Source organism: Streptomyces sp. NBC_01478 (assembly GCF_036227225.1).
In the GTDB taxonomy this organism is placed as follows: domain Bacteria; phylum Actinomycetota; class Actinomycetes; order Streptomycetales; family Streptomycetaceae; genus Streptomyces.
Genome location: NZ_CP109444.1, coordinates 12,000,033 through 12,026,669, shown reverse-complemented (window position 1 = coordinate 12,026,669; position 26,637 = coordinate 12,000,033). Strand labels below are relative to the sequence as shown.

Sequence of the window (26,637 nt, the reverse complement as noted above, 5' to 3'; positions counted from 1 at the left end):
TCCTGTTTTACCAGCAGCTTCCTTCCAGCCCGGTATGTGGGGTGCCACGTCCGACGGGTTGACAACCAGCCACCAGCGAGCGCTAATGCTCAATATACGATCGAGGCAACCGATTATCGGAGATCATAATGGCTCTCGACAAGGCTGTCGCGCTTCCGGTCATCATCATCGGCGGGGGCCCCATCGGGATTGCGACTTCACTCCTACTGTCACGCGCGGGCGTGCGCTGCGTCGTCGTGGAGCGGAGGGAAACGCCGAGCTGCGGACAGTCACGTGCTGTCACTATCCAGCGCGACATCATCGCTCTCTACGACCGGATGGGGATCGCCGAGGAGATCCTCGAACGCGGAAGCAGCTGGTCCCTCGGCCGGACCTACTACGGCGACGAGGAGATCCTCCGGCTCACTTTCGACAGGGACGCCTCCAGCGTCTATCCGCCCTTCATCAACTTCGCCCAGTACCGGGTCGAGGAACTGCTGCACGATGCCGTCGCGCGGCAGGAGGGCGTTCGCATCCTCCACGGGGCGTCCGCCGAAGTCGTCCACGACGGAGCGGGCGCCGATCACGCCGTGGTCCGCGTTGTCGACGGCTCGGGACACACACGCGTGCTCAACGCGTCGTACGTCGTTGCGGCGGACGGCGTGGGCAGCCCGACGCGCAAGACGCTCGGGATCGACTTCCACGGCTGGCGGACGAACGGCCGTTTCCTCGTCGCGGACTTTCGAGCACAGCTTCCTTTCCCCACGGAACGGCGGCTGTGGTTCTCCCCACCGTTCTATCCAGAGGGCATCGTGCTGATGCACAGCCTCGGCGAGGACGTCTGGCGGCTGGACTGGCAGATTCCGCCAGAGCTCGACGTCGAGAAAGAACTCACCTCTGGCGGCGTGACCAGGCGTATTCGAGCTGTCCTTGATCACGCGCAGGTCGACGAGGTCGAGATCGAGATCCTTCGTTGCAACGGCTGGACCTTCCAGCAGCGGCAGGCCTCCAGGTTTCGACAGGGCAGGGTCTTCCTCGTCGGTGACGCCGCACATGTCGTGTCGCCGTTCGGCGCCCGAGGGATGAACTCCGGCATGGAGGACGCCGAGAACCTCGCCTGGAAGCTGGCCGGGGTACTGGCCGGCACTGCGCCGGACAGGCTCCTCGACACGTATGCCACGGAACGCGAGTCCGCCGCCGCTCACCATGTGCTCGTCACGGGCCAGTCCATGAACTTCATGACGCCCTCGACTCCGGAAGAGCTGGCCGAACGAAACAAAACCCTCGCTCAGGCGGCCAATGATCCGGCGAAAGCGCACCTGGTCGACTCCGGCAAGCTCTACGAACCGCATGCCTACACGCAGTCGCCGCTGACGACTCCGTCCGAGTGTCTCCCCACGGCTCGGCTGCCACGCCCGGGTTCCATGATCCCGGACTTCCGGCTGATCCATGACGGTGTCCCCACGACGGTCCGCAAGATCGCCGCCGGCCGCTTCACCGTGATCCGGACAGAGGCCGCCTCCCCCGGCACGCTGAGGTGTTACTCGGTTGACGAGTCAGGGGTGGTCCAGCTGTTCACGCTCCAGGTCGAGGGAAGCAGCACACCGCATCCGTTGCACCACCCGAGCGACGCCGCCTATCTGGTCCGCCCCGATTGCTACCTGGCCGCTGTGCGGGAAATCGAGGCCGGGTCGTCCGACGAATCCTGGATGGACCGCATCCGTGCCGCCTGGCAGCAGGCCCTGGCGCGCGAGCCCGAGATGGAAGCGAGGACCTGATGACACAGACGGCGGAAGAGCAAATCGTTCAACGTCCCACATTCACCGTTCGGCCCAGTCCCGGGCGAACGAAGCTGGTGACGATGCCGGTCGACGGCGAAGTCCCCATGGGCATGCGTGACGAGATCGCCGAGCACTACAAGATTCCCGACAGCGAGCTGACTCCGCATGCGACGACGCTCGACTATCTGATCGGGGCGGCCGCCGGCTGCCTGACCGGGACCTTCTCAGGGATGCTGCTCGCGTTGGGCCAGGACACTCACAACGGCAGGCTGGAGGCACGAGCCGAGGGAGTCATCGTCAAGGAACGCGGGGTGCTCCGCATCCGCAGCATTCACGTGACGTACCGACTCCGGCGCGACAGCAATATCGAGGTCGAGAAAGTCGAACGCGCCCATGAGCGCCACCACCGGCACTGTCCTGTCGCGTCGAGCATCGGCTCGGCGATCGAAATCACCAGTGAACTCGTCTTCACCTAAGGCACCACACGGGGAGCACGCATGAACTCGATTGCTACGGAACATCCTGTGGCCATCGTGACCGGAGCGGGCTCCGGCATCGGACGTGCCACAGCCATCGCCCTCGCTGATCAGGGCGTGCGGATCCTTGGCGTCGGGCGTCGAGCCGAAGCGCTGCAACGGACCACGGAACTGGCCCGCGGCGTCGAACCGTTCGCCGCGGATCTGCGAGACCGCGAGGCTCCGGGTGCGGTTGTGCGGAAGGCTGTGGACCTATGGGGGCGCGTGGACATTGTGGTCAACAACGCGGGCGGTACGATCCGCGCCGGCCTCGACACCGTACTCGCCGAACAGGTAGACGAACTCTTTGCGATTCATGTCGTCGCTCCGACACTCCTTACCCAGGCGGCATTGCCGTGGCTGCGCGAGACACGCGGCTGCGTCGTCAATGTCTCCAGCACGTTCGGTCACCGCCCCAGCCCAGGCTCGGCACATTACGGCGCCGCGAAGAGTGCACTTGAGCACCTGACGAGGACGTGGGCGCTGGAGCTGGCGCCACACGGAATCCGAGTGAACGCCGTAGCCCCCGGCCCCACGGAGAGCGAAGTCTTGACAGCCTCAGGTCTGTCACACGACGAGGCGGAAACTGTCAAAGCTCAGCAACGGACAAACATTCCGTTGGGACGCCGGGGAGAGGCCCAAGAAATCGCCGGCTGGATCGTGCAGTTGACATCACCAGGTTCGAGTTGGGTCACCGGCCAGGTGATCACCATCGACGGCGGACTCGAACTGCGGTGACAACGCAATTGAGGTGCCACGCTCGTGAGACCGGCAGACTGGGGCACGGCATGAGGCACCGGACGTACCGGTCATGCCGACTGCGGACACTCGCCACGGAAGCGTCGTCGTGAGGGGTGACCCCTTCGCGCCAGATGAACTGCCCGACCGCCGGAAATCGAGACACCGCGGACGATCGGGCGTCTCGTCAGGAGTTTGTAATGCTTGCTCCAAAATGCTTACCCTCGTGACGTGCACACTGATGAGGTCGGTACCGCTGTCCCGCGCCTAACGCGCAAGGGTCAGGCAACGCGCGACCGGATCGCGGCTGCTGCGGCGGTCCTGATGTTCGAGCGCGGCGTAGCCGGCACCAGCATCGAGGACGTACAGGAAGCCGCGGAGGTGAACCCTTCGCAGATCTACCACTACTTCAAGGACAAGAAGTCCCTGGTAAAGGCAGTCATCGCCGTCCATACAGCGCAGGTGCTCGGCAGATTCGGGGCCGCCCGGCCTCGGTACAGCCGCCTCGACAGCATGGAGGCGCTGCGGGCCTGGCGGGATTTCGCTGTCGACCTGGAGCGCTCGCTGGACTACGTCGGAGGCTGTCCCATCGGGACTCTCGGCAGTCAGCTGGCTGAAACGGACCCTGATGCCCGCAAGGAGGTCGCGGCCGGGTTCGCGCTGTGGGAAAAGTCCGTCGTGGATGGCCTGCGGGCCATGCAGGATCGTGGTGAACTGCGTGCCGACGCCGACCCGGAGCGACTGGGGCTGGCGCTGCTGACCACGCTTCAGGGCGGCCTGCTGCTCACCCAAATCCGTCGCGACACCGCGGCGCTTGAGGCGGGGCTGGACACGATGCTGGACCACGTCGAGTCCTTCCTCGTGCCTGCCTGATCACGCTCAGGCCGCCCGCCCGCGCGGTGCCAGTACCAGGGCCGTTGGCGAGCGCAGCCGCAGCGTCGATCGTGCCGTCGGCCTGGTGTACGTACTGCGCCTGGTGGCCCTTCCATGCTGATCGCCCCGCCGTCGACGAGCGCCTGCATGATGTTGAAGATCAGGTTGTCACCGATGGTGTTGCCGGCGTTGACGCAGGTCGAGTTCTGGGGGCGGTCGGCGTTGTCGGCATGGCCCTCGATAACGCCCGCGGCGCACGTAGTGCCCTGGCGTCCCGGACTACGTGGTGCGCGTAGTGCCCTGGCGTCCTGGACTACGCGGGACGCGTGATGGTGCAGCCGCGGGCTCCCCGCAATGTTGGTCTAGACCTTGACGCCCTCGTCCCCGCGCGACTACCTTCCGGCATCGACGGTTCACCATCGCATTCAGTGTTCACGTATAGGAATTCCGTAGCGGCAGTCGCCTCATGGAAGGCCATCCCCCCATGCGCCTAACAGCCCTCTCCCGGTTCGCCTGCCTGTCCGCCGTGCTCGGCGCTGTGGCGGCCGCAGCCGTCATAGCTCCCGCCTCGGCTTCCCCGGCACCCACGCCGGAAGCCGCCACGCGGGCCACAACCGTTCAGCCCGGCACCGTTAAAGCCGCAGCCGTTGCCGCATCGCCCGCGGCGTTCGTGCACCCGGGCGTGAACCTTGACTCCGCCCAGCTCGACTTCGTACGGGCCAAGGTCCAGGCGGGGGCCCAGCCGTGGAAGACCGCGTACGACAGCATGATGGCCAGCTCCTACGCCTCGCTGTCACGCAGCCCCAAACCCCGGGCGACCGTGGAGTGCGGCCCCTCCTCGAATCCCAACAACGGCTGTACCGACGAACGCGAGGACGCGATAGCCGCGTACACCGACGCGCTGGCCTGGTACATCAACCGCGACGACCGCTACGCACAGAAGGCGATCCAGCTCATGGACGCCTGGTCCGCGACCATCCATAACCACACCAACGACAACGCCCCACTGCAGACCGGCTGGACGGGCTCCTCCTGGCCCAAGGCAGCCGAAATCATCAAGACCGTGCGCGGTAACTGGCCCAACGCCGGCCGCTTCGCGACGATGCTGCGCACCGTCTACCTCCCGCTGGTCGTCAACGGCTCCAACCGCACCGGCAACTGGGACCTGACGATGCTGGAGGCGGCCGTCAGCATTTCTGTCTTCCTCGACGACCACACCAGTTACGACACCGCGATCGGCCACTACCTGCAGCGCGTCCCCGCCTTCGTGTACCTCTCCTCGGACGGCGCGCTGCCCAAGACCGTGCCCAGCCAGCACCTCACCACTCGCGACCAGATCGTCAGCTTCTGGTTCGGCGCAAGCACCTTCACCACCGGCATCACCCAGGAAACCTGCCGCGACCTCACCCACACCGGCTACGGCATCTCCTCGATCTCCCACGTCCTGGAGACCGCCCGCATCCAGGGGCAGGACCTCTATCCGCAGGTCGGTGAACGGCTACGGCAGGCACTGGGCTTCCAGTCGAAGTACGAACTCGGCGCGGCCATCCCGTCCACCGTGTGCGGCGGCACTCTCAAACTCGGACTCGGCCCCATCACCGAGGTCGGCTTCAACACACTGAACACCCTCCACGGCGTCGCGATGGCCAACACCCAGACTCTCACCGAGCGAAACCGCCCGGCCGGCACGAACAACCTCTTCGTGGCCTGGGAAACCCTCACCAATGTCCGCAACCCCAACTGAGTTCGCCCTGCACGGCCGATGGCGATCCGCCGCGCCGATTCCCGTAAGGGGGCTCCTGCACAGCAGCAGCCAACCCTCCCCCCAACTCCGGGAAATCCGCCCCTCCTCAAACATGAAAGGCCCTGGCCTCCATGGACAAGGACATGGACCGACGACGCTTCCTGACCACCACGGGCGGCAGCGCGCTCGCCGCGGTGGGGCTGTCCGCCCTGACCGGCATCGCAGGGCCGCGCGCAATGGCCACCCCCGCCACCGTGCCCTCGTCCACTCTGCCCTCGCGCGCCGCGATCATCACCGTGCTGCGCCGAGTCGCCGACCACTGGATCGCCGCCCACGCCAACCCGGGCAACAACCAGTGGGCCAACGCGACTTTCTTCTCCGGCCTGCTGTCCCTGTACTCCCTGACCAAAGACGCCCGCTACCTTGCCTACGCCCGGTCCTGGGCCGAGCAGAACAACTACGCCCTCAACGGGGGCTCCAGCACCCGGATCGCCGACAACCAAAACGCCGGACAGGCGTATCTCGACCTCTACGCGCTGGAACCCGACCCGCACAAGATCAGCGCGATCGAGACCTCGCTGCACCGCATGACCTACACCGACCAAGTCGACAAGAACGACGACTGGTGGTGGGCCGACGCCCTCCACATGGCGATGCCGCCCTTCGCGCGCCTCGGCACCCTGCGCGGTGACGCCCGCTACCACCAGAAGCTGTACAGCTTGTACCAGCACACCAAGCACGCCGAGGGAGGCCCCGGCCTGCTGAACCCGGCGACCGGCCTGTGGTACCGCGACAAGAATTTCCTGCCCGGCCACATCGTCTCGCCCTCGGGCAAGCCCGTCGTCTGGTCGCGGGGCAACGGCTGGGTGGCCGCCGCCCACGTCAAGACCCTCAAGGCCCTGCCGCCCGCCCAGTCCAACACCGCCGAATACCGCGACACCCTCACACGCCTGGTGACCGCCCTCCCCCCGGTCCAGCGTCCCGACGGTTTCTGGAACGTCAACCTTGCCGACCCCACCCACTTCCCCGGCCCCGAGAGCAGCGGCACGTCCTTCTTCGCCTATGCCGTCGCCTACGCCGTCGCCACCGCCCTCGTCGACCGGGCCACCTACCTGCCAGCCGCCGCCCGTGCCTGGAACGGCCTGGTCACCACCGCCGTCCACCCAGACGGCGTCCTCGGCTACGTCCAAGGCGTCGGCGACCGCCCCGACTCCAGCCAACCCGTCACCTACGACACCACCGCGGACTTCGCCGTCGGTGCTTTCCTCCACGCGGGAGTGGAGCTGGCGACCCTCGCCTCCTGAACACGCGGACGCAGGGCACGCGCACTCGCCGCAGACCGGCTGCAGCCCCCTCCACGTTGAGCAGGTCGAGGACCGCACCGGGGCGTTGCCGGGGATCTCTCAGGCCGGCCCTTGACCCTGGGTACCCACTCCAACGCCAAGGTCAGTAACTCGCGCCTGTCAGAGCCAGTTCGGGGTAGGCGAACTCCAGGTCCTTCACCGGAATCGTCCGTTGGGTACCGGAGTGCGAGAAGGCCTCGGTCGTCTGCGCCTTCTTGAGGGTCTGCCAGTGCTCTTCGAAGATCAGGCGGTTGCGCAGGTCATTGTCGCTTGCGTCGGAGACGGTTCCACCAACTCCGTACGCCTGGCCCATGATCTCAGCCAACGCTTCTGGAAGCCGCGCGCGATGCCGACGCAGGTGCGGCCGCGGGTTGCGGAAGGGCAGCATGTTGGCCATCGGGTCGACCCGGAGTCAACGATCTGGGTCAACTCGCCCAAGTGGCCGGGGGCGTGCACACCCCCGGCCGCCTCGACCGTGCGCGTGATGACGGACTTCTCCTGCAACGGGACTCCCGATGATCTTCTTCCTCGACGCAAGCTGATCTATCAGGACGTCCCATTGCGTCACGCACCAGCGCTTGACCTGTGACTCAAGACTCAAACGCAACGGTTGAAGCGCCGTTGGAGTCGCCCCTGCCCGGGCGCCATCTTCGAGATCACACCACGTCACCGCCGACGGCTACACCACGCAAACAGGTGAGGTCGCCGGAAGGCTATACCGGCCATACTCGGCATGTGAACGAGGGCGAACTGCATGAGGCGGCCAGTTTCGGGATGCCGATGAACGTGTTCGAAGAACTGATCCGAGCTGCGGTCGACATCGACGCATTGTGGTACGGGCGTACGCCGTTGTTCGAGGCGGTGATGTACCGCGAGCGCGAGATGGCCCTGAGGTTGGTCTCTGCCGGCGCGGACCCGTGGCGGCCGCAGATGAACGGCTGGTCGCCCGGCCGACTCAATCTGGCGGGTCCGGAACCCGACCTGTTCGGGCCAGCCCCGTCGACGGTGGGCCTCAGTGAGCAGGAACAGGCAACCGTATTGCGCGCCGGTCGCCTCATCGACGTCCTGGCCGATGTGGCCCTCGACGGGATGAGCATCGCTTGTGTCGCCGGCATCAGCTGCGCCGAGGCGGCCCACCGACTCCAAGGCCAACCCGTGAGGATCGACAACTTCGACGAATGGCTGATGGACCCGTGGGAGGCGGGCATGACCGAGGACGAAGTCACGGACACCGTGGGCGTCACCGACGTTCCGGGCGGCTGTGTGGTCACGCAATGGGCCGGATACACCGCCTCCGCCCCGGGTGTGATGGCGCTGCTCACCGCCGGCACCGCGGGATACGGTATGTACGCCAACCCGAAGAGCGGTAATCAAGGCAGCAGATTCCGCGACGGCGTCGAGTTGGACTGGGACCTCCGCCCGGGAGGCGGTCAGGCCGCATCCGATGATCCAAGCGATGAGATCCTGCGATCCTGCCTTTACCTGCACAACGCGATCGCGTACTGCTGCGACGTGGCCGGCTTGGCGCCGGATGATCCGCGCGCTTTCACCGGCCCGCCCGATGTGGTGCTGCGTCTGCCCGCCCTGGAGCTTTGGCCTGGGCATTCCTGACTCTTGGTGAGACTGCCGGGCCTGCATTGGCGAGGCAAAGTAGACGGATGGCTGCGTCCGCTCCTGAGAAGAAGGAGGGATGCCCGGTCCCCGCGTGTACGGGTGTCAGGCGAGCAGCGACGCGACGGCGTCGAGGATCGACTGCGGCTCGGTGCGGGAGGTGTAGTTGGGGTGGACGTCGATCCAGCGGATCGTGCCGGCGGCGTCGACCAGGACGGTCGTGGGCATCGGAAGGTTGGGAGTGCCGTCGCCGTTGCCGTCGGCCACATCGAGGCCGAGTGCGGCCTGGGACTCACGGGCGCCGTCGGTGGGGTGGGTGAGGATGCCGAGCGGGGTGGCGAGCTGGTTGCCCGGGTCGGACAGCACCGGGAAGGTCAGTTCATTCGTCTCCCTGACGGACAGTGAGCCGTCCGGCTTCTGAGGGCTGACCGCGATGAGTACAACGCCGCGCGTGTTCAGGGCCGGGACCACCTGCTCCTGGTAAGCGCGCAGGGCGATGTTGCAGTAGGGGCACCATGCGCCGCGGTAGAAGACGACGACGGCCGGCTTGCCATCACGGGCCTTGGCCAGGCTGGTCGGAGCACCGTGCGCGTCGAGCAGATCGCCGTCGGGCATGACCGCCCCGGGCTGGGCTACTCCGGAGGGGATGCCGGCCCGGTCGAGACCGGCCTGCTCCTCGTCAAAACGACCCAGAACCACGGCGGGCGCCTGGGAGGCCAGGTGCTCCTTGAACGTCACGACCTGCTCGGCGATCGTCTGGGTGCTGTTCACAAGGGGACCTTTCGTATCAGCGGAGTGAGGGGGTGTGCGGGCCCGGCGCGAAGCAAAGGAACCCGATAATGAAGTATTCACTCCATTCTGGGATCCTGTCACGGCATTTATGGAGCGTCAACTCCAATTTGTGAGGACCTGCCCGCCCTGGCGGCTGAGCTGGCGCAGCTCAGGAGGCGATGCAGCCGCCGTCGGCCGGGAGCACTGCTCCGTGACTGAGCTTCTTCGAGCTGGCCACCGGTCAGGTGACGGTCCACGAAGCGCAACGAGCGAGGCCCCCGGGCTGTTGGTCGAGATGTCTGACGTCTCAACCATGCTGTTCGGGGGCCTCGTTGGTCATCCGTCCTGCCGTACTCGACCTGCCCCATGCGCTCATGGAGTGGGTCGCCATGCTCGTCGTCACCCGTCCGTCCGTCTCAGCGCGCGGTGGTGACGCTGATGTACCTGTGCGAACACGCCATCCTAACGAAGATCGCTGCCGGGTTCGGGATCAGCGAGTCCACCGCCCACGCCTACACCAGCGCGGTCATCACCTGCTCGCCGAACGTGCGCCGGGTCTGCTGAAGGTCCTGTGCGAGGCCGACGCGGACTTCGTCCTGCTGAGCGGCATGCTCGCCCAGTGCCACCGGGTCAGCGACGGAGGGGCCGACTACTCCCCCGCGCCACCAGCAGCCTGACACTTCAGCGCTCCTGATGATCACAGCTTGAGGAACAGAGGGGCGTCAAGCACCGTCGACACGGGTGAACGTGCAGATGGTCACCGATCCGGGCGGCCGGCTGCTGCGGCTCTCACCCGCCCTGCCCGGCCGAGCGCCGATCGCCAAAGCCGTTCTCACCGTGGAGGGGCAACGCTGAGGAAGCTCGGTGATCACTTGGTGAGGCGGTCCCAGACTTCGTGATCCCGCTCGACGGTCCAAATGGCGGGGCGCTTGCCATCGAGTTCGTCCCAGACACGCTGGACATCGAAGACCATCGCGTGTTCGAACACAGGCATTCCACCGTAGTCCGGCAGCAGTTCGGCACGGGCCGCCAGGTAAGCGTCCTTGATGTCGCTGCCGGCGTTCTTCACCTTCTCCACGGCCGTGAACATTCGGCGGATGAAGTCCCTGGTGAGCTCGATCGCGCGCTGCGATTCGTCCTTGGTGTGGGCGATGTGCCCTCGGCCCCCGACCAGCACCTCGACATCGAGTTCCGCGACCTTGTCCAGGGTTCCGGTCATCCAGTCCTGGTGGTAGGCGTCGCCGGTGTAGACGGCGGATCCGTTCTCTACGAGGTCGCCCGCAAACAGGACTTTCTGCGACGGGACGTAGGCGGCAATGTCGCCGGAGGTGTGGCCGTTGCCGAACCAGGACAGCTCCACGGTGCCCCGGGTGCCGCCGAGATCGATGCTGAGGTGCTGGTCGAACGTCTTGGTCGGCCAGGTCAGCCCAGGGATCTCCTCATATCCGTCGAACAGCCGCGGCATACGGCCGAACTCGACGTCCCAGTCCTCCTTCCCGCGTTCGCCGATGAGCCGCTTGGTCTCTGCGGACGCCACGATCTCCTCGGCGTCGAACGCCGCTGCCCCGAGCACGCGCACGGCGTGATAATGGGACAGCACCAGGTACTTGACCGGCTTGTCCGTGTGCTCACGCAGCTTCTCGAGCCACCGCCGTGCCATGAGCGGGGTGGCACGCGCCTCGAACGCGACGAGGAAGTCCTCGCCCTCGATGGCGCCGACGTTCGGGTCGCCTTCTGCGGTGAGGGCCCAGATGCCGTCGCCAACGGTCTCCAACGTCTCGACCTTGGGGGCAGTGTCGCCCGAGGAAGCAAATGCTTGCGACATGTGCGACTCCTTCGCTGGTTTCCTATGTGTCACTTGAGGTGGGCGTACCGGTGGAGGGCGTCCGGGTCGAACAGGAGCCCATGTCCCGGACGTTCAGGTGGAACGGCTCGCCCGTTCCGGATCTCGATCGTTTCGAGGAGAACGTCGTCGATGAGCGGGAAGTGCTCTACGTATGGGCAGTTGGGCACCGATGCCGCGAGGTGGATGTTGAGTTCGGGCAGGAAGTGCGGCGACAAGAAGGCCGATCCCGCCTCGGCGATCGCCGAGATCCGGCGCCATTCCGTCACGCCACCGCACAGCGGTGGGTCGGGTTGGAGGATTGTCGCGGCACCCTGCTGGAGGTACTGGGCGAACTCGAAGCGGCCAAGAAGGTGCTCACCGACTGCTATCGGCAGACCGGTCTGCTCAGCGAGCCGGCGGTGGCCGTCTATGTCATCCGAGCGCAGTGGTTCTTCGAGCCAGTAGACATCGAGTTCGGCGAGGCGCCGGGAGAACCAGAGCGCAGTGGGGAGGTCGAGCCTCTCATTGCAGTCGACCATGAGCCGGACACCGTCGCCCACTGCCGCTCGCACGGCGGCAATCCTGGCGACGTCCTCCTCGACTCCGAGCGCTCCGGCCCGAAGCTTTACGGCACGCAGTCCTTCCTCTACATAGCGCTGCGTGCCCTCGATGAGCTGAGCCACGTCCATCTGGTGGGTGGCGCGTCCGCTGCCGTAGATCTCGACGGTGTCGGCGTGTACGCCAAGATGCCGGTAAAGGGGCAGACCACGCCGCTTCGCCTCAAGATCATGGATGGCCAGGTCCAGAGCTGACAGCGCCGGAAGAGCATGCCCCCTGCCCAGCCGGTGTGTCCGCGACCAGACAGCTTCCCAGGTGGCTGGCCAGTGATCGAGCGGTGTGCCCAATACGAGTGCGGTCAGGTCGTTGTCGATCAAATGCCTGACAGCGCCGGCGCCTCCGGTCAGCCCGAAGGTGAAGCCAAGTCCTGTGGCACCGTCGTCGTCGGTGACGGTGACCAGGATGAGATCGACCTCGGTCGCTCCCGAACCTCCCCGGCCGCCGCCAAGGGGGATCTTGTGCCAGGAGGTCTCGATGGTGCCGATCAGACTCACAGGGTGTCCTCGATCCAGCCGACCAGGACGTCAGCCATGGTTTCCGTGAGTTCGGCCTGCCCGTTGAGGTAGTGCTTGCCTCCGGCGATGGCGCTGATCTTCTTGCGACCGTGCGGCACAGCGTCAAAGAGCTGTCGTGCGTGTTCAGGGAAGCAGGCTTGATCGGCGGTTCCGTAGATGACGTGTACCGGCACGTCGGTTCGCGCGAGTCGTTGCGGACCGTTGCCGTTGCTCGTTCGAAGCGACCACTGGGACAGCCACGACTGTGCGGAGGTGAAGTGGCCGAGAGTGGTGGGGATCAGGTTGGCAACAGCCGCGTCGCCCCAGAGCGTGCCGGCCTCGCGGTCCGAGGGATCGATGGTGAGGTCGACGTTTCGCGGGTCGGCACACGTGGCGTGCACCACCATCGGAACGTCGTTGACACGGCCGTCGCTCAGCTCGCGGACGCGTGCGATCTGATCCAGCGCATAGTCGGTGAGCCGTTCGTTGCGGGCCCGTTGTGCTTCGCGGTATCGCGCCAGCCACTCACGGTCGTACGGAGGCTCATTGCGCTTGTCGAACATGTCGAGATCCGCGTCACGCTCGAACGGCGAGCTCTCATCCACTATCGACGGGTCCAGCATCTCGACCAGCAGATTCGCCCGGCCGGGATGTGCCATCAAGGTGACCAGCGCATCGACAGGGGGAAGCGTGGCTTGGGTCAGATCCGGTCCGCTGCCGCCGGGGGACGCGGTGATGGTGGCGCGCGCAGCCTGTTCTTGGTACAGGGCGACGAGTCCGCCGCCTCCGGAGTTGCCCACGAGTACAACCCGCTCGTAACCCTCTCTCCGCAGCTGAGCAACCACTGCGGCGACGTCGAGCAGGCAGTTCTCCAGCAGGAGGGAGCTGTCGTTCCCGATGTACCGGGTAGTCATCGCGATCGCATCGACACCACGCCGCGCCCAGGCGTCCAAGGCGTAGTGCCCCAAGAAGTTGGATGACGGGTGAACGACCAGGACGGCAGTCGAAGCAGTCTTGCCCGGTGTGGCGCGCGCCCGGGTACACCACAGCACACCCGCCATCCGTGCCACACCTGAGTAGATCTCGGTGGCCTTGGTTTCCGTTCCCATGGGAACGGTCATCAACTCGCGCACTTGCGTCCCCAGTCGATAATCGAACGACTAAACCGTTAATCGGTAGCAAGCTAACCCCGGGACACCCGGCTGTCAATCGGCGACCGCGCACCGGCGGGACCCGCGAGGGGTTGACACGAAGACCGAAGACTCGCAGACTCCACCGATATATGCGCACGTTCACCGACTATCGGAGGTGCCCAAGTGTTCTATCGAAGGCTGGGTGAGGTTCCTCGCCGCCGGCACACACAGTTCTGCGACGCGGCAGGAAACCTGTTCTTCGAAGAGATGCAGGGCGAGGAAGGGTTCACCTGGAACCAGTCGTTCCTGTATCACCGCAACCTGCCCACCGTGATCACAGATGCGGAAGAGGTCGCGTACGAGAACCGCGAGCAGGTCAAGAACTCTCCACTGCTGCCGCGTCACATCCTCACGCACAAGCTGGGCGTGGGCGACGATCCGGTGACCGGCCGTCATCTCCTCATGGCCAACACCGATCTGTCGGTGCTGTACGTGGCGGCTGTGCGCAGCAGCGGTCTCTACCGCAACGCCGTTGGCGACGAGCTGTGCTACATCGAGTCCGGCTCGGCCGTACTCGAGTCCTCGTACGGAACGATGGAGGTCGGTGACGGCGACTATGTCGTGATCCCCACTTCAACCACCCACCGGTGGCGGCTGACCTCGGACGAGTTGCGTCTGCTTGTCGTCGAGTGCACGGGCGGAGGGCACATCCGCCCGCCGAAGCGCTTCATGTCGCCGCTGGGACAGTTCCTGGACGGCTCGCCTTACAACGAGCGCGATCTTCGTGGTCCGGAGTCCTTGCCCGCGCCGGCTGAGGGTGAGGCCGATGTGCTTGTCCGGACCCGGACCGGCGTCACCCGCTACGCCTACGCGTATCACCCGTTCGACGTGGTCGGCTGGGACGGCTACAACTACCCGTACGCCCTGAACATCCACGACTACATGCCCTCGACCGGCGCGCTGCATCTGCCGCCGCCGACCTACATCACGTTCGAGGGACCGCGGTTCGTCATCTGCTCGTTCGTGCCGCGGCTGTTCGACTACCACCCCGACGCCGTCAAGGTGCCCTACGCGCACTCCAACGTCGACTCCGACGAAGTCCTCTTCTACACCGGGGATTTCATGAGCCGCGCCGGCACCGGGATCAGCCAGGGTTCGATCTCTCTGCACCCTGCCGGCTACATCCACGGACCCCAGCCCGGCAGCCACGAGAAGTCCCTTGCGCTGAAGTCGACGGACGAAACGGCGGTCATGATCGACACCTTCGCGCCTCTCATGCTCGGCGCGGACGTCTCGGGCATCGAGGATCCGGGCTATGCGTGGTCCTGGGCTCGCGGGTCGGGCAAGGCGGTCAAGGGAGACAGCTTCGATGTCCGGTGATTCCGAGCTCCACGAACTGATCGTCGTCGGCTCGGGCCCCGCCGGGTACAGCGCCGCGATCTACGCCGCCCGGGCCCAGCTGAAGCCGCTGGTCTTCGAAGGCTCGGTGACCAGCGGCGGGGCGCTCATGACGACCACCGAGGTCGAGAACTTCCCCGGTTTCGGCGACGGCATCGACGGGCCAACGCTGATGGCCCAGATGCGGAAGCAGGCCGAACGTTTTGGCGCTCACCTCGTGCCCGATGACGCCGTCGGCCTCCAGCTGACAGGACCGGTCAAGACCGTACTCGACAGTTCCGGTCGCAGCCATCACGCCCGCGCGGTTGTGCTGGCCATGGGTTCCGGCTACCGCCACCTGGGGCTGACGGGCGAGGACAGACTCTCCGGTCGCGGGGTGAGTTGGTGCGCTACGTGCGATGGATTCTTCTTCCGCGGACTGGAGATCGCCGTCGTGGGGGGTGGGGACAGCGCGCTGGAAGAGGCAACCTTCCTGACTCGGTTCGCCGAGAAGGTCTACGTGATTCATCGGCGCGACGGGCTTCGCGCGTCCAAGGCGATGCAAGAACGAGCCTTCGCCGACCCGAAACTGGAGTTCGTATGGAACTCGCAGGTCACGGAGATTGTCGGTGACCAGCGAGTCGAGGGTGTCACCCTTCGTGACACCGTGACGGCTGAGACTCGGCAGCTGCCGGTCAGGGGCCTGTTCATAGCGATCGGACACGACCCGCGGTCCGCTCTCGTCCGCGACCAGGTCGATCTCGATGCTGCTGGCTACGTGCGCGCCGCCCATCCCACGACGCACACGAACCTCGATGGAGTCTTCGCCTGTGGAGACCTCGTCGATTCGCGATACCGGCAGGCCATTACCGCAGCCGGGTCCGGCTGTGCCGCTGCCCTGGACGCCGAACGCTACCTGTCCGGGCTGTCCACAGCCCCGCACTCAACAACCGCCACCGCCTAACAAGCCCCCCAGGCGCAGGTCATCCGACAACGTGATGGCGCAGAGGCACGGCCACATCACTAGAGATCATGGCCCAATGGCAGCGGAGGAAGGCCCACGGGCCACTTTTTGTGGACGGCGACGGCAGCTTAGGTTCGGGCCATGAACGATCCTCTGGTTGTACCGACTGGCGACATCCCCGACGCAGCCCTCGCGATCCTGCACGAGACGGTGGACAGGCAGATTGCCGAACACAGCCTGCGCAGTTTCTACTTCGCACGGCTGACTGCTCAGCAAGAAGACCTGCTGAGCGATGCGGCATACGACGAGGGTCTGCTGTTCGCCGCCACAGTCATGCACGACCTCGGGCTGGGGATGCTTGCCGAGGGCAATGCCCGATTCGAGGTCGAAGGGGCGGACCTCGCCGCAAAGCTGCTGGCCGAGCACGGGGTCCCTGACGGCGACATCAGCCGGGTCTGGGAAGCCATCGCCCTGCACAGCTCGCTCGGCCTCGCCGACCGCATGGGCCTGCTGACCTACCTGACCCACAAGGGCGTCTTCACCGACGGCGGTCGCTTCACCGAGCTTTCCCCCGAACTGCAGGAGCCCGTGCGTCTCGCCTACCCGCGGTCGCCCGACGACCACTCGCTCCAGGCGGCCATCGTCAAGCACGCCCGAAAGTCTCCGAAGGCGGCGCCGCCCTTCTCGATCGCGGCTGAACTGCTCAGGCAAGCCGGCGGCTGACGAGAGCCAGAGGCAGGCCGCCGGTACACACGACGGGAGGAGGGCGTCAGCCTGCAAGCCAACGCGAAGACCATCGAAGGCGCACAGCACCCGGACCGCGGCACCCAAGCAGCAGGTGCTGCAGAACGCCAAGACCATCGGCGACGTGTCCGGCGCGCCCTTCTTGATTGATCGGCAGCTTCAGCATCATCGCCGCGCCCGGCCGGCCCCGCACGGGGCGCATGAGGGGGGCTATCACGTGTTTGGGTGAGTGAGCGGGAATGGCAGTGGACCCACACTATGGATAGCGCACTGAATGGACGGCTGTCCGGCTGGAAGATCGTGCTCTCCTGGCTCTGTGGCCAGCGGACCGACCGGGACCGGGTGGAGCAAGCCCTGTCCCGAGGATGTCTCTTCATCACGAATCCCCACTCACGAGAGGACATCGCCATGCCGATGATCGACGTGTACGCCCCGACCGGGACGTTCGACGACAAGCATGCACTCGCCCAGGAACTCGCTCAGGCGATCATGCGATGGGAGAAGGTGCCCGCGATCCCCTTCTTCCTCGACAACACCGCCGCGTTCATCCACGAGCTGGACCCGGACTCCCATTCGACCGCCGGCGGCAGCGCCGGTGTGCGCGTGAACGTGACCACCAATGCCGGCGCGCTGGACCGCGAGCAGCAGCTTGGGCTGGTCAAGGAATTCACCGCTCTGGTCGCCAAGGCCGCGGGTGACCCGACGCTGGAGGAGCGCACCTGGGTCGCCCTCACCGAGGCGGTCCCCGGAGGCTGGGGCATCGCCGGCCACGCCTACACCAACGAGGAGATCGTCCAGCACGTGCGCGAACTGCTCGGCAAGGCGTAGGCGTCTGCCGCCTGGTCGCGCGCTTGCGCCCTGCAGGCGGGAGCCCTGCAGGGCGCAAGGCAGGCACCGCCCGGGCCCGCAGGGAACGCGATTCAACGGGCCCGGTGAGTCTGCGGGATCGTGCCGCGTCTCAGCCAGCCCCACATGTGCTCCCCGGATCCGGCTGCCTTCTCGCGTTCTGCCGCCGGGTCCGGGGTCAATTTTCCACCGCATTCCCTGAAAGGTGCGTCATGCCCTCTTCGGCAGAACTGAGCGGCCGTGTCGCTGTGGTGACCGGAGCATCCAGCGGCATCGGCGAACAGATCGCGCGGACGTTCGCTGCACGCGGTGCATCGGTCGCCCTGCTTGCCCGCCGTAAGGACAAGCTCAAGGCGATCGTCAAGGACATCACGGCGTCGGGAGGCAGGGCAGCGTCCTATCCGGTCGACCTCACCGACGCATCGGCCACCACAGCAGTGGCAGGCGAGATTGCCCGTGAACTCGGCGATGCCGGAATCGTAGTGAGCAATGCGGGCATCATGCTGCCGACGCCGCTCAGTGACCTCAATCCACCGGACTGGAGCCGCCAGGTCGAGCTGAACATCGGTGCGGTGAACAACACGCTGATCGCGTTCACCGAGCAGCTCGTGCGCTCCGCGGCGACCACCGGTGTAGCGGACCTTGTGAACACGGCTTCGTTTGCCGGCCGGGGTGTGTTTCCGACGTTCTCGGTCTACGCGGCGTCGAAGGCTTATGTGATCCACCTGGGCAACAACCTGCGTGCGGAACTGGGACCGAAGAACGTGCGGGTCACCACGATCCAACCGGGCATCGTCGGCACGGAGTTGCAGAGCCATATCGCTGACGAGAACGTACGCACACGGCTGGCCGCCACCCGGGACACGATCGAGTGGCTCACTCCTCAGGACGTCGCCGACGTGGTCGCCTATGCGGTGGGGCTGCCCGCTCGTGTGAACCTGCCCGAGATCACGGTCCTGCCCACCCGGCAGACGGCCTGACCTGGAAGGTCGCCATGACTGCCACGACGCCCCACCTGACGCAGTTCACGATCACGGTCCCCTTCCCGGGATGCTGGAGGGTCACCTTCGACAACCCGCCGATCAACCTGATGAACGCCACGACGGCCGCGGAGCTGCAGGACATCGTCACTGCGATGGAGGACGCGGACGACTTGCGGGTGGTCGTGTTCGACAGCGCCAACCCGGACTTCTTCTTCGCCCGCTACGACTTCTCCGGCGGCGGCCTGCCGACCACTCCGGGCCCGACGGGGCTACCGCCGTTCCTGGACATGACGGTCCGGCTCTCCCAGGTACCGGTGATCTCCATCGCGGAGATCACCGGCAGGGCCCGGGGCGGCGGAAACGAGTTCGCGCTCGCCTGCGACATGCGCTTCGCCGCCGCAGAGACAGCTCTGTTCGGGCAGCCCGAGATCGGCAGCAGTCTGATCCCCGGCGGCGGGGGTATCGAACGGCTCGCGGCCTTCGTGGGTCGGGGACGGGCATTGGAGATCGTTCTCAGCGCGGACGACTTCGACGCAGTGACTGCTGAGCGATACGGGTGGATCAACAGGGCTCTACCGGACGCGGACCTGACTGGCTACGTGGACGCACTGGCACGACGGATCGCCACCTTCGACTCCGTGGCGCTCGGCACGGCAAAGAACATGATCAACCGTCATACCCTGCCCGCTCCCGAAGATCTGCTGGAATCCCAGGGGGCCACGGTGGCACTGGTCCAGAACCCCGCGTTCCTGGACCGGTTCCAGCGGGTCCGCGCCTACGCCCGGGCTACCGGAGCAGACTTCGACATCCGGATGGGCCATCACATGGGCGTGGTCCCGGACGCGGAAGCAGCGCAGTAGACGTGCCGGTGACCGCACGCCGCGGACAAGCCCGAGGAGTGCTTGCCGAAGTGTGCGTCGCTGAACATCGGCGGCCAGTCGGCTCCCTGCGCAGGCAGTCCAGCCGGTCGCCTTGGCCCGCCAGAGCCCTGGATCAGGAACGGCCATGGCCGTTCCTGATCCATCGCCACAGGTAATGAATGGGTTGAAGACATGAAGGTCGTCATCGTCGGTGGGCACAGTCGGATTGCACTGCTGCTGACAGCGCTTCTGAGCCGGCAGGGCCACACAGTGGTGGGCACGGTGCGCTCCGAAAGGCAGGGGCACAATGTGGTTGCGGCCGGGGGCACGCCACTGGTGCTCGATATCGGGACCATCAGTGTGCAGGCGCTTGCCGAGGCCTTGTCCGGTGCCGACGCCGTGGTGTTCGCGGCGGGTGCCGGCTATGGCAGCACCACCCGGCAGAAGCAGGTTATCGACCGCGACGGTCCGATCCTGCTGGCCGACGCAGCCGAAAAGGCCGCGGTCAACCGCTACGTGCTCATCTCCTCGATGGGTGCCGACTACTTCGACAGCGGCTCGGCCGATCCGTTCCAGATCTATCTGCGTCTCAAGAGCGACGCGGATGCGAACCTTCGTGCGCGCTCGCTGGACTGGACCATCGTGCGTCCCTCCGGACTCGATGATCGGCCGGGGTCCGGGCGGGTCCGGCTGGGAGAGGGGATCGGCGGCGGAAGCATTCCTCGTGCCGACGTGGCGATGCTGATCGCCCGGTTGCTGAGCGAGGGCATCGGTATTCGGCACCAGTTCGAGGTCACTTCCGGGTCCGAGCGCATCGAGGATCTCGTCTTCTGACCGCCCAACACACAGACGGCCAAAGCCGAAGGGAAGCTCTCAACAGGTCAGCAGGACAAGAGCCTTGCCGACCCGCGAGGTGCGGTCCCCCACCTGTTCAGGTGAGGGACCGCGCACGTCGAGCTGTGCCGCCTGCGAGCTGACGGATTCGGGTGATGGCCGCAGAACCACGACCGTGATCCGCTTGCCGGTCGGTCGAGCTTCAGGGCGGGGATGCGGAACGGGGCATGCACGCCTGAGAGGTGTGCACTGACTATGGTGGAGGCATGTACAAGGCGTGTCGTTGGTCCCACCCGGCCCCCGCCCCGATCATGAGCTACGGCCACTGCCGGTACCGTCGCGCAGGCGCTGGAGGGGCCTGAAGTGGCCAGGACCGTATTGCGGGGACGTGCGACGGCGATGTCGTCGGCCCTCTCGGTGGTCCGGCGCACGGAGCAGGACGGACGCAGTGGCATCGTCGTCCTCACCGGCGAAGCCGGCATCGGCAAGACCGCGGTGCTTGAGGAGCTGATCGCTCAGGCCCGGACGCGAGGATTCGCCTCGGGGGCCGGCAAGGCCGATGAATCCGGGCAGATATCCCCGGGCGCACCGCTTCTGGTGGCGCTGCGCTCCGGTGCGTCTCCTCTGATCGCCTCCGACGCACTGGCCGAACTCCAGCGCAGCGTCGACCAGCCTCTTCAACTCCTCGAGCAGGTCAGCACCCACCTCGAGAAGCTCGCCTGCGTCTCCCCTGTGATCTTCGCCATCGACGACGCCCAGTGGGCGGACCGGTTGACCAGGTTCGTGGTGCGGGCCCTGCCCGCGCGTCTGGCCGGGTCACCCATCGTGTGGGCCGTCGCCGGGCGCGACGCCGCCGGCGGCCTGATCTCGGATCTCTCGCGAACCGAGATCCCCTCGGTCCCCCTGGAGTTCATCCACCTGGGTCCCCTGGACACCCACGATGTCGGCGCCCTCGCGCAGGACCTTCTCGGCAGCGCCCCCTCCGAGAAGGTCCGCGGCATGCTGAATGGAGTTGGCGGCAACCCCTTTCTGGTCACGCAGATCCTGGACGGCCTGGCACAGGCCCGCACACGGGGCGAACCGGAGGACCAGGTCCCGGCCGAGTTCGTCTTCGCGACACGCCGAAAACTGCTGGGCCTGGGCGCGGGCGAACGCCAACTGGTGCAGACCGCGGCCGTGTTCGGCCAGCCGTTCGCGGTCGATGACGCCACTGCCCTGCTGGCCGAACATCCGGCCGCTCATGTGTGGGCCTGGGCGGAGCTGGCCGTCGAGTCCGGTCTGCTTGCCGCCCGCGACCACCGCCTCAGTTTCCGGCACGACCTGGTTCGCGAGACGGTCTACGCCGACCTCACCGACAACGCCCGACGCGCCCTGCACAAGCGCTGCGCCGAACACCTGATGGCGACCGGGCACGGCCCGCTGAGCACCGCCCCGCACGCGCGGGCGAGCGCGGCACCCGGGGACCTGGCCAGCGCGAGGATCCTCACCCAGGCCGCCGACGCCGCCGTCACGGCCATGCCCCACACCGCAGGCGATCTCGCCCTCCAGGCCTTCCAGCTCCTGCGTCCCGCCCAGCCCGCCTGGCTGACCGTCGGGGAACACTGCGTCGACATCCTCTCCCGGGTCCAGCGCTGCGCCGAGGCGGTCACGGTTGCCGACACACTGCTGGCCTGGTCCGACGATCCCGCAGCCACCGCCCGCATTCAGGTCCTGGCCGCCCGCGCCCTGTGGCTGATGGGCCGGCTCGCCGACTCCCTGACCCGGATCGACACAGCGCTGTCCCAGCCCGGTCTGCCGCCTGCGCTGCGGTCCTGGCTCACCTCCTCGCGCGCCTTGGCCCTCACCCGGACGGAACCCGCCGACATCGCCAGACAGGCGGCAAAACCAGCCCTGGCCGAAGCCCGGCTCACAGGCGACCGTGAGGCGATCACCGTGGCGCTCCAGGCTCTCGGCGAGGCAGCCAAGAACTCCGGGCACCACGCCGAAGCCCTGGCCCACTTCCGCGCACTGCGCACGACCGCCGGCCACACGCACCTGGCTCAGGAAATACTGGCCCTGCAACTGCTCGACCGCTTCGCCGAGGCCGAGACGATACTCGGCGCCGCCCACACCGATGCCCGCGACCAGGTCGAGGCGATCCTGCCCTCCGTGCTGTACGCACAGCTGTGGCAGGAGTTCAGCCTCGGCCGCCTCGATGACGCCGACTCCACCGCCCGAACCCTGATCGCGCTGAGCGAGGAGCTCGGCAACCACACGCACGGCCTGCAAGCGATCATGATCACAAGTTCCGTCGCGCTGCTGCGCGGCGACGTCGCCGGAGCCCGCAACCGTCTGACCCCGGCCCTGACGCACGCGGACGCCGACGACGAGGTCCGCCTGCCTGGCCTGCACCTGCTGCAGGGGTGGATCAGCGCGGCGGAAGGCCACCTGGACCAGGCCATGTCGATCCTGTCCCCCGCGTTGTACCGGGCCAGGGAGTCGCCGACCTACTGGCCCTGGTGGCCCGGCTGGTTGAGGGGATTCACCCGGTTCGGCCTGGCCGCCAGCGATCTGGGCTTCGCCGAGCACGCGGTGGCCCTTGCCGAGGAGGGGGCTGCCCGCAACCCCGGTGTGGCCAGTTTCGAGGGAATAGCGCTGCAACTGCGCGGCACTCTTCGTCAGGACCTCACCCTCCTGCGCCGGGCCACGGAGATGCTCGCCCGCAGCCCGCGGCCCGCGCTGAGGGCCGGCGGCTACGAGGACTACGGCCGGGCGCTGCTGACCGCTGGGCAGCGAAAGGAAGGCGTGGCCAACCTCGACCTCGCCTGGGACATCAACCACCAAATGGGCGCGCGCGGATCCGTACTCGCGCTCCAGCACGTGATGCGCCGCGCCGGGATCCGCCGCTCCAAATGGATCAACGATGTCGAGCGGCCTCGTACCGGGTGGGCCGCGCTGAGCGAAGCAGAAAGGAAAGTCGCGCAACTGATCAGCGCAGGGCAGACCAATCAGGCCGCCGCCCGCACGCTGGGACTGTCGCCCAACACCGTGGGAACACACCTGCGTTCGATCTTCGCGAAGCTCGACGTGCACTCGCGCGTGCAACTGGCCAACGTCTGGAACGACCGCACCGCGACCGAGCGCGTGTCTGAACTCAGCGCAGCCCGCCGACGCCCGTAGATCCGCTCCCGCAGCCCCGTTGCCAACCTTCGTCGGCATCGCGCGGGGCTTCCAGAGGCGTTGAGCCAAGATCATGGGCCAGGAGCCGCGTGAACACCGGCAGTTGATCTCAGCGTTCCGCGCGGCAGCTCGGCGTGCTCCTCAGCCAAGGAGGAGGGGGTACTGCTGGAGCTGTTGACTGTCACGCCCAGACGCTCGGCCATCGGCTGCACGGAATGCCCTCTGAGCTCGGCATAAGAAGCCGAGCTCAGGCAGGCCGACTATCGCTTCTTTACGACACCCCACGATGCGAGCTTCGTCGGTCGTGTGGCTTCCGTGCAAAGTGGGTGGCTTCGATCGCCGAAGTAGGCGACGCCAGAGACGATCGCTGCGAGGTCGTACTCAACGGGGCACTCCGTGTTCGACTGAACGAGCGCGCCGCAACCATCTTTGCTGAGGTCCACGGAGACGCCCGGCGCCCAGTGATATTGCGGGCACGCCTTTTGCAGCGCGCCCAGCCCGGCCGTGGTAGGCGTGGCCGCGCGGCTCTTGAACGTGAAGAGGACGTTCGAGGCCCCCGCGACCGTAGTCGAAGGACCGACGAATGCTGCGATCCCATGGGTCGTGATCGTGAAGAGCTTTGCGTTCTCGTCGCAGCCGGCACCACCGTAGAGATCGTAGGTGATGGCGGCGACGTCATGCCTGCCGAACACGTAGGTGCGCCGCCGCGTCAGGTCTTGACTCGCGGTTTCGCAGTCCTTGCTCCGCCAGGTGCCGATAATCGCATGCGCGATGTCTTTGCAGTTGGGGTTGTCGACGGTCTTCTCACCTCCGGCGCCGACCGGCTTCTGCGGAACCGGCTTCACCTCAACCGGATTGAACGGCTTAACCGTGATCGTGCCCGGAGCGCAACCGACCTCGCCGAGAGTGACGCCCCCGCCGGTGGCGCGGGCCGCCTGCTGGGGTGCCGGAGCAGACGCGGCGTTCGCCGCGGCCGCGCCGCCGAAGATCGTCAGGCTGACCACGGCGGCACCGAGCCCGAGCGAGACCTTCCCCTTACGGCTCGCTGGGAGGGTGGCGAGTCTGTTCATGGTGTGACCCTTTTCGACTAGAAGTCGTCGTCCCCGGAACGCCGCCAACGGCGCGCGTCTGCGCATGAGAGGTCCTCCCCCAGCAGAGACGGGGACGGCCGTGTCCAGGAGAGGGCATCACGGCGTGCGCGGCCCGCACCACCACATGAACAGGTGACCTTCCGGACGGTCCCTCAAGGAGAAACGCACCCGTCTGCCCGGCACAGCGGGCAGACGTGGCTGTGACGTTGTTCAACGGCCCCGGGATGTTGGTGGCCTTCAGCGGCCCCAGTTGGTGGATTGACTTGCGCTGGGACCATCAGCCGCGCCGTCGGTTCCGGATCCGGTGTTTCACCGCCCACACGGCGAGGCTGACGAGGGCGAGGAGCAGCCAGGTGACGAGGAATCCGAGCGGGTCGCTCTCGTGTTCGCCGGAAGTGACGATGCCGGAGACGACGGTGACCGCGCAGGCTCCGACGATCATCTTGCCGGTGAGCGGGAGCCCGTCTGCGGCGCGGCGCCGGGCCGGCTCACGCGTCCCACGGCGCAGCCAGACGGCGGTGTACAGCGCCAGCGCCCCGCCGGCCAGCATGCTCAGGCCGGCGCCCAGGTAGAGACCCGGATTCGTCGTCGGCGCCTCGACTGTCTGCTGAACGCGTCCGTCGAAGGTGATGTCGGTGCGGCGGCCGTGCCAGACGACTACCCCGATGCGGTCGCCCTTCCGCAGCCTCGACAGCACGGGGCCGGAGTCGTCGAGGCGGATCCTGCCGGACACCGATGGGGGACCAGCTACCTCCAACCAGTAGACGCCACCATGACCGTTGGAGTGGTCCTCCAGGTTCTTGACCACGGCAGGGATGCCCCGGGTTTTTGATGCGGCCTCGTAAGCCCGCACGGTGGAAAGGCTGTGGCGATAGGGCACGGCGAGCACGGCAGCTCCGCCGAGGACGAGGAGCAGCGCCAAGGCCGCCAGCCCCCACGCCCGTCGCCCAGCTTCCCAAGTCCTGCCCACCATCGCGCCTCCCTGGGAGGTTCGACTCGGAACAGCCAAGGAGGGTTGCGCCCACTCACCGCCGTGGCACGGGTAAGGCCCCGCCCATCAGGGCGGGGCCTCGGAGCTCAGCAGATCTCCTCAGATGCCGTCGAGGTTGTCGAGGTGCTTGTTGACGTTGCTGATGAGGACGATTTCTTCAGCTGTCTCGCCGCTCCTCCGTGCCTTGGTGCGAGCCAAACGGAATGACTCGGAGCCGATCTCGACAGCACCGCCCCTACCGGACAGCCCGAGAACCGCCTCACTGAAAGAGTTGAACAACGTCACAGCCAGGCAGACGACCCGCGCCGAACACAACCGGCCCCGGCGCAAGTCCACCCACGCCATCCCGGGGTACTGGTGGCGCGGCAGGCGCCGCGCCGGGGATCGGCAGCGAGTCCGTCCCGGCCGCCGACGGGCGCGCCTTCGACGTCTCAGATCCCGGCTCCAACACGCCCTACGCACAAGCCGATCACTCCACCGGCGGCCAGGACCACGAGACGTACCGCTGGAACGTCCGCGACGACCGCCGCCGCGACTTCTGGGGCACCGCCGTCATAGCGTCCTGGTACAAGGAGGCCACTGCGATCCTCGCCCCCGACAGCCGGCCGCAGCCCGTCTCCGACGCCCTTCTCCACGAGGCTGCGCAACGTGTCGGGGCCGACGGACTGGGGTGACGGAAGCGGTGGGTGCCTCCCAGGGCGGAGTTGTCCCGGCTCGGCGCCGCGGTCGCCTGCGGACTGACAGCGCGGCACCGCCGCGGCGGCGTCATCGTGCGGCCGGTGCCTGCTCTCCCGGACCGTCGAGCCGGAAGCGGCGTCGGACGGCCGGACGGCTGAGCAGTTTGGGCGGATAGCCGGGGCCGGGCTGGGGCGTGACGTCTTCCCAGGCGAGCGGCTCCTTGCAGCGCGCGCACACCACTTCCGCGTGGGTGTCGTGCCCGCAGGTGTCGTGGTGGGTGGTGACGGGCACGCCCGCGTCGTCGGCGAGCCATTTGTCCCCCCAGGCCGTCATCGCCAGGATCACGCCGTAGAAGTCGCGGCCGGCCTCGGTGAGCAGGTATTCGTGCCTGACCGGCTGGGTCTCGTAGACCTGCTTCTCCAGCAGGCCTGCGTCCACCAGTCTGCGCAGGCGCTCGGCGAGGGTGGTGCGGGCGATGCCGAGCTCCTGCTGGAAGTCGTCGAAGCGGCGGATCCCGTAGAACGCGTCCCGGAGCACCAGGGGGGTCCACCAGTCACCGAGCAGATCCACCGTCCTGGCAACCGAGCACGGCCAGTTCGCGAATGACGTACGCCTCATCCAACCGATGATACGAGTCCCGCAAGAAGACTTAGCAGGCAGCGGCCTGCAATCAGCCTTGCGCGAG

The 26,637-nt window shown here is 66.9% G+C and carries 24 protein-coding genes and 1 pseudogene; 16 read left to right on the top strand and 9 right to left on the bottom strand.

Features of this window, described 5'->3' with window-relative positions; translation table 11 throughout:
• The first annotated feature begins 128 nt into the window (after positions 1-128).
• From OG223_RS53370 to OG223_RS53345, 6 genes are all read left to right on the top strand, one after another.
• On the top strand, positions 129-1,757 hold the full coding sequence (locus OG223_RS53370) for an FAD-dependent monooxygenase (RefSeq protein ID WP_329240691.1): 1,629 nt from the start codon (positions 129-131) through the stop codon (positions 1,755-1,757).
• A complete protein-coding gene (locus OG223_RS53365; protein ID WP_329240694.1) occupies positions 1,757-2,236 on the top strand; it encodes an OsmC family protein in 480 nt (159 codons plus the stop codon). Before OG223_RS53370 ends, OG223_RS53365 begins: the two co-directional genes overlap by 1 nt.
• Before the next feature lie 21 nt (positions 2,237-2,257).
• On the top strand, positions 2,258-3,013 hold the full coding sequence (locus tag OG223_RS53360) for an SDR family NAD(P)-dependent oxidoreductase (RefSeq protein ID WP_329240697.1): 756 nt from the start codon (positions 2,258-2,260) through the stop codon (positions 3,011-3,013).
• Positions 3,014-3,244: 231 nt separating this feature from the next.
• Entirely contained in the window at positions 3,245-3,886 is a 642-nt protein-coding gene (locus OG223_RS53355; protein WP_329240699.1) for a TetR/AcrR family transcriptional regulator, read from the top strand.
• Between the two features lie 484 nt (positions 3,887-4,370).
• Positions 4,371-5,630 carry an alginate lyase family protein gene (locus OG223_RS53350; RefSeq protein ID WP_329240702.1) on the top strand — a complete coding sequence of 420 codons (1,260 nt, stop codon included), beginning with the start codon at positions 4,371-4,373 and terminating at the stop codon, positions 5,628-5,630.
• 143 nt (positions 5,631-5,773) lie between these two features.
• Positions 5,774-6,934, top strand: coding sequence for a glycoside hydrolase family 88 protein (locus OG223_RS53345; RefSeq protein ID WP_329240705.1), 1,161 nt, complete (start codon positions 5,774-5,776; stop codon positions 6,932-6,934).
• A 142-nt stretch (positions 6,935-7,076) separates the two neighbouring features.
• On the opposite strand, the gene OG223_RS53340 is transcribed toward OG223_RS53345, so the two are convergent.
• Positions 7,077-7,370, bottom strand: coding sequence for a hypothetical protein (locus OG223_RS53340; protein WP_329240708.1), 294 nt, complete (start codon positions 7,368-7,370; stop codon positions 7,077-7,079).
• A 338-nt stretch (positions 7,371-7,708) separates the two neighbouring features.
• Here OG223_RS53340 and OG223_RS53335 point away from each other — a divergent pair, with 338 nt between their 5' ends.
• A complete protein-coding gene (locus tag OG223_RS53335) occupies positions 7,709-8,584 on the top strand; it encodes an ankyrin repeat domain-containing protein (RefSeq protein WP_329240711.1) in 876 nt (291 codons plus the stop codon).
• Between the two features lie 105 nt (positions 8,585-8,689).
• Here the strand turns inward: OG223_RS53335 and OG223_RS53330 are convergent, their stop codons facing one another.
• The gene (locus OG223_RS53330; protein ID WP_329240714.1) at positions 8,690-9,355 is read right to left on the bottom strand and encodes a peroxiredoxin-like family protein; all 666 of its coding nucleotides are present in this window, start codon (positions 9,353-9,355) and stop codon (positions 8,690-8,692) included.
• 332 nt (positions 9,356-9,687) lie between these two features.
• Here OG223_RS53330 and OG223_RS53325 point away from each other — a divergent pair.
• A pseudogene (locus OG223_RS53325) lies at positions 9,688-10,165 on the top strand (helix-turn-helix domain-containing protein); the annotation flags it as partial.
• A gap of 58 nt (positions 10,166-10,223) precedes the next feature.
• On the opposite strand, the gene OG223_RS53320 reads toward OG223_RS53325, so the two are convergent.
• Genes OG223_RS53320 through OG223_RS53310 form a run of 3 tightly spaced genes read right to left on the bottom strand, consistent with a single transcriptional unit; the run spans position 10,224 to position 13,425 of the window.
• Entirely contained in the window at positions 10,224-11,180 is a 957-nt protein-coding gene (locus OG223_RS53320) for an MBL fold metallo-hydrolase (protein WP_329240716.1), read from the bottom strand.
• Positions 11,181-11,209: 29 nt separating this feature from the next.
• Positions 11,210-12,292: a mandelate racemase/muconate lactonizing enzyme family protein gene (locus OG223_RS53315; protein WP_329240718.1), complete on the bottom strand. Its 1,083-nt coding sequence runs from the start codon at positions 12,290-12,292 to the stop codon at positions 11,210-11,212.
• On the bottom strand, positions 12,289-13,425 hold the full coding sequence (locus OG223_RS53310) for an alpha/beta fold hydrolase (RefSeq protein ID WP_329240721.1): 1,137 nt from the start codon (positions 13,423-13,425) through the stop codon (positions 12,289-12,291). Before OG223_RS53310 ends, OG223_RS53315 begins: the two co-directional genes overlap by 4 nt.
• 183 nt (positions 13,426-13,608) lie before the next feature.
• On the opposite strand from OG223_RS53310, the gene OG223_RS53305 reads away from it, so the two are divergent.
• From OG223_RS53305 to OG223_RS53270, 8 genes are all read left to right on the top strand, one after another.
• On the top strand, positions 13,609-14,805 hold the full coding sequence (locus OG223_RS53305) for a homogentisate 1,2-dioxygenase (RefSeq protein ID WP_329240724.1): 1,197 nt from the start codon (positions 13,609-13,611) through the stop codon (positions 14,803-14,805).
• Complete coding sequence (gene trxB / locus OG223_RS53300) at positions 14,795-15,766, top strand: thioredoxin-disulfide reductase (protein WP_329240726.1); 972 nt, start codon at positions 14,795-14,797, stop codon at positions 15,764-15,766. Before OG223_RS53305 ends, trxB begins: the two co-directional genes overlap by 11 nt.
• A gap of 141 nt (positions 15,767-15,907) precedes the next feature.
• On the top strand, positions 15,908-16,489 hold the full coding sequence (locus tag OG223_RS53295) for an HD domain-containing protein (protein WP_329240729.1): 582 nt from the start codon (positions 15,908-15,910) through the stop codon (positions 16,487-16,489).
• Positions 16,490-16,768: 279 nt separating this feature from the next.
• Positions 16,769-17,338 (top strand): tautomerase family protein, encoded by a 570-nt coding sequence (locus tag OG223_RS53290; RefSeq protein ID WP_329240731.1) that lies wholly within the window; start codon positions 16,769-16,771, stop codon positions 17,336-17,338.
• Positions 17,339-17,568: 230 nt separating this feature from the next.
• Positions 17,569-18,336, top strand: a complete 768-nt coding sequence (locus OG223_RS53285; RefSeq protein WP_329240734.1) for an SDR family oxidoreductase — start codon at positions 17,569-17,571, stop codon at positions 18,334-18,336.
• Positions 18,337-18,350: 14 nt separating this feature from the next.
• Positions 18,351-19,199, top strand: coding sequence for an enoyl-CoA hydratase/isomerase family protein (locus tag OG223_RS53280; protein WP_329240736.1), 849 nt, complete (start codon positions 18,351-18,353; stop codon positions 19,197-19,199).
• A 192-nt stretch (positions 19,200-19,391) separates the two neighbouring features.
• Complete coding sequence (locus OG223_RS53275; protein ID WP_329240737.1) at positions 19,392-20,033, top strand: SDR family oxidoreductase; 642 nt, start codon at positions 19,392-19,394, stop codon at positions 20,031-20,033.
• Positions 20,034-20,396: 363 nt separating this feature from the next.
• Positions 20,397-23,192, top strand: a complete 2,796-nt coding sequence (locus OG223_RS53270) for an AAA family ATPase (protein ID WP_329240740.1) — start codon at positions 20,397-20,399, stop codon at positions 23,190-23,192.
• Positions 23,193-23,452: 260 nt separating this feature from the next.
• On the opposite strand, the gene OG223_RS53265 is transcribed toward OG223_RS53270, so the two are convergent.
• From OG223_RS53265 to OG223_RS53250, 4 genes are all read right to left on the bottom strand, one after another.
• Positions 23,453-24,262, bottom strand: coding sequence for a hypothetical protein (locus OG223_RS53265; RefSeq protein ID WP_329240742.1), 810 nt, complete (start codon positions 24,260-24,262; stop codon positions 23,453-23,455).
• A gap of 298 nt (positions 24,263-24,560) precedes the next feature.
• Positions 24,561-25,256 carry a hypothetical protein gene (locus OG223_RS53260; protein WP_329240746.1) on the bottom strand — a complete coding sequence of 232 codons (696 nt, stop codon included), beginning with the start codon at positions 25,254-25,256 and terminating at the stop codon, positions 24,561-24,563.
• A gap of 117 nt (positions 25,257-25,373) precedes the next feature.
• Entirely contained in the window at positions 25,374-25,619 is a 246-nt protein-coding gene (locus OG223_RS53255) for a hypothetical protein (RefSeq protein ID WP_329240749.1), read from the bottom strand.
• 420 nt (positions 25,620-26,039) lie between these two features.
• A complete protein-coding gene (locus tag OG223_RS53250; protein ID WP_329240751.1) occupies positions 26,040-26,570 on the bottom strand; it encodes a winged helix-turn-helix transcriptional regulator in 531 nt (176 codons plus the stop codon).
• Positions 26,571-26,637: the final 67 nt, after the last annotated feature.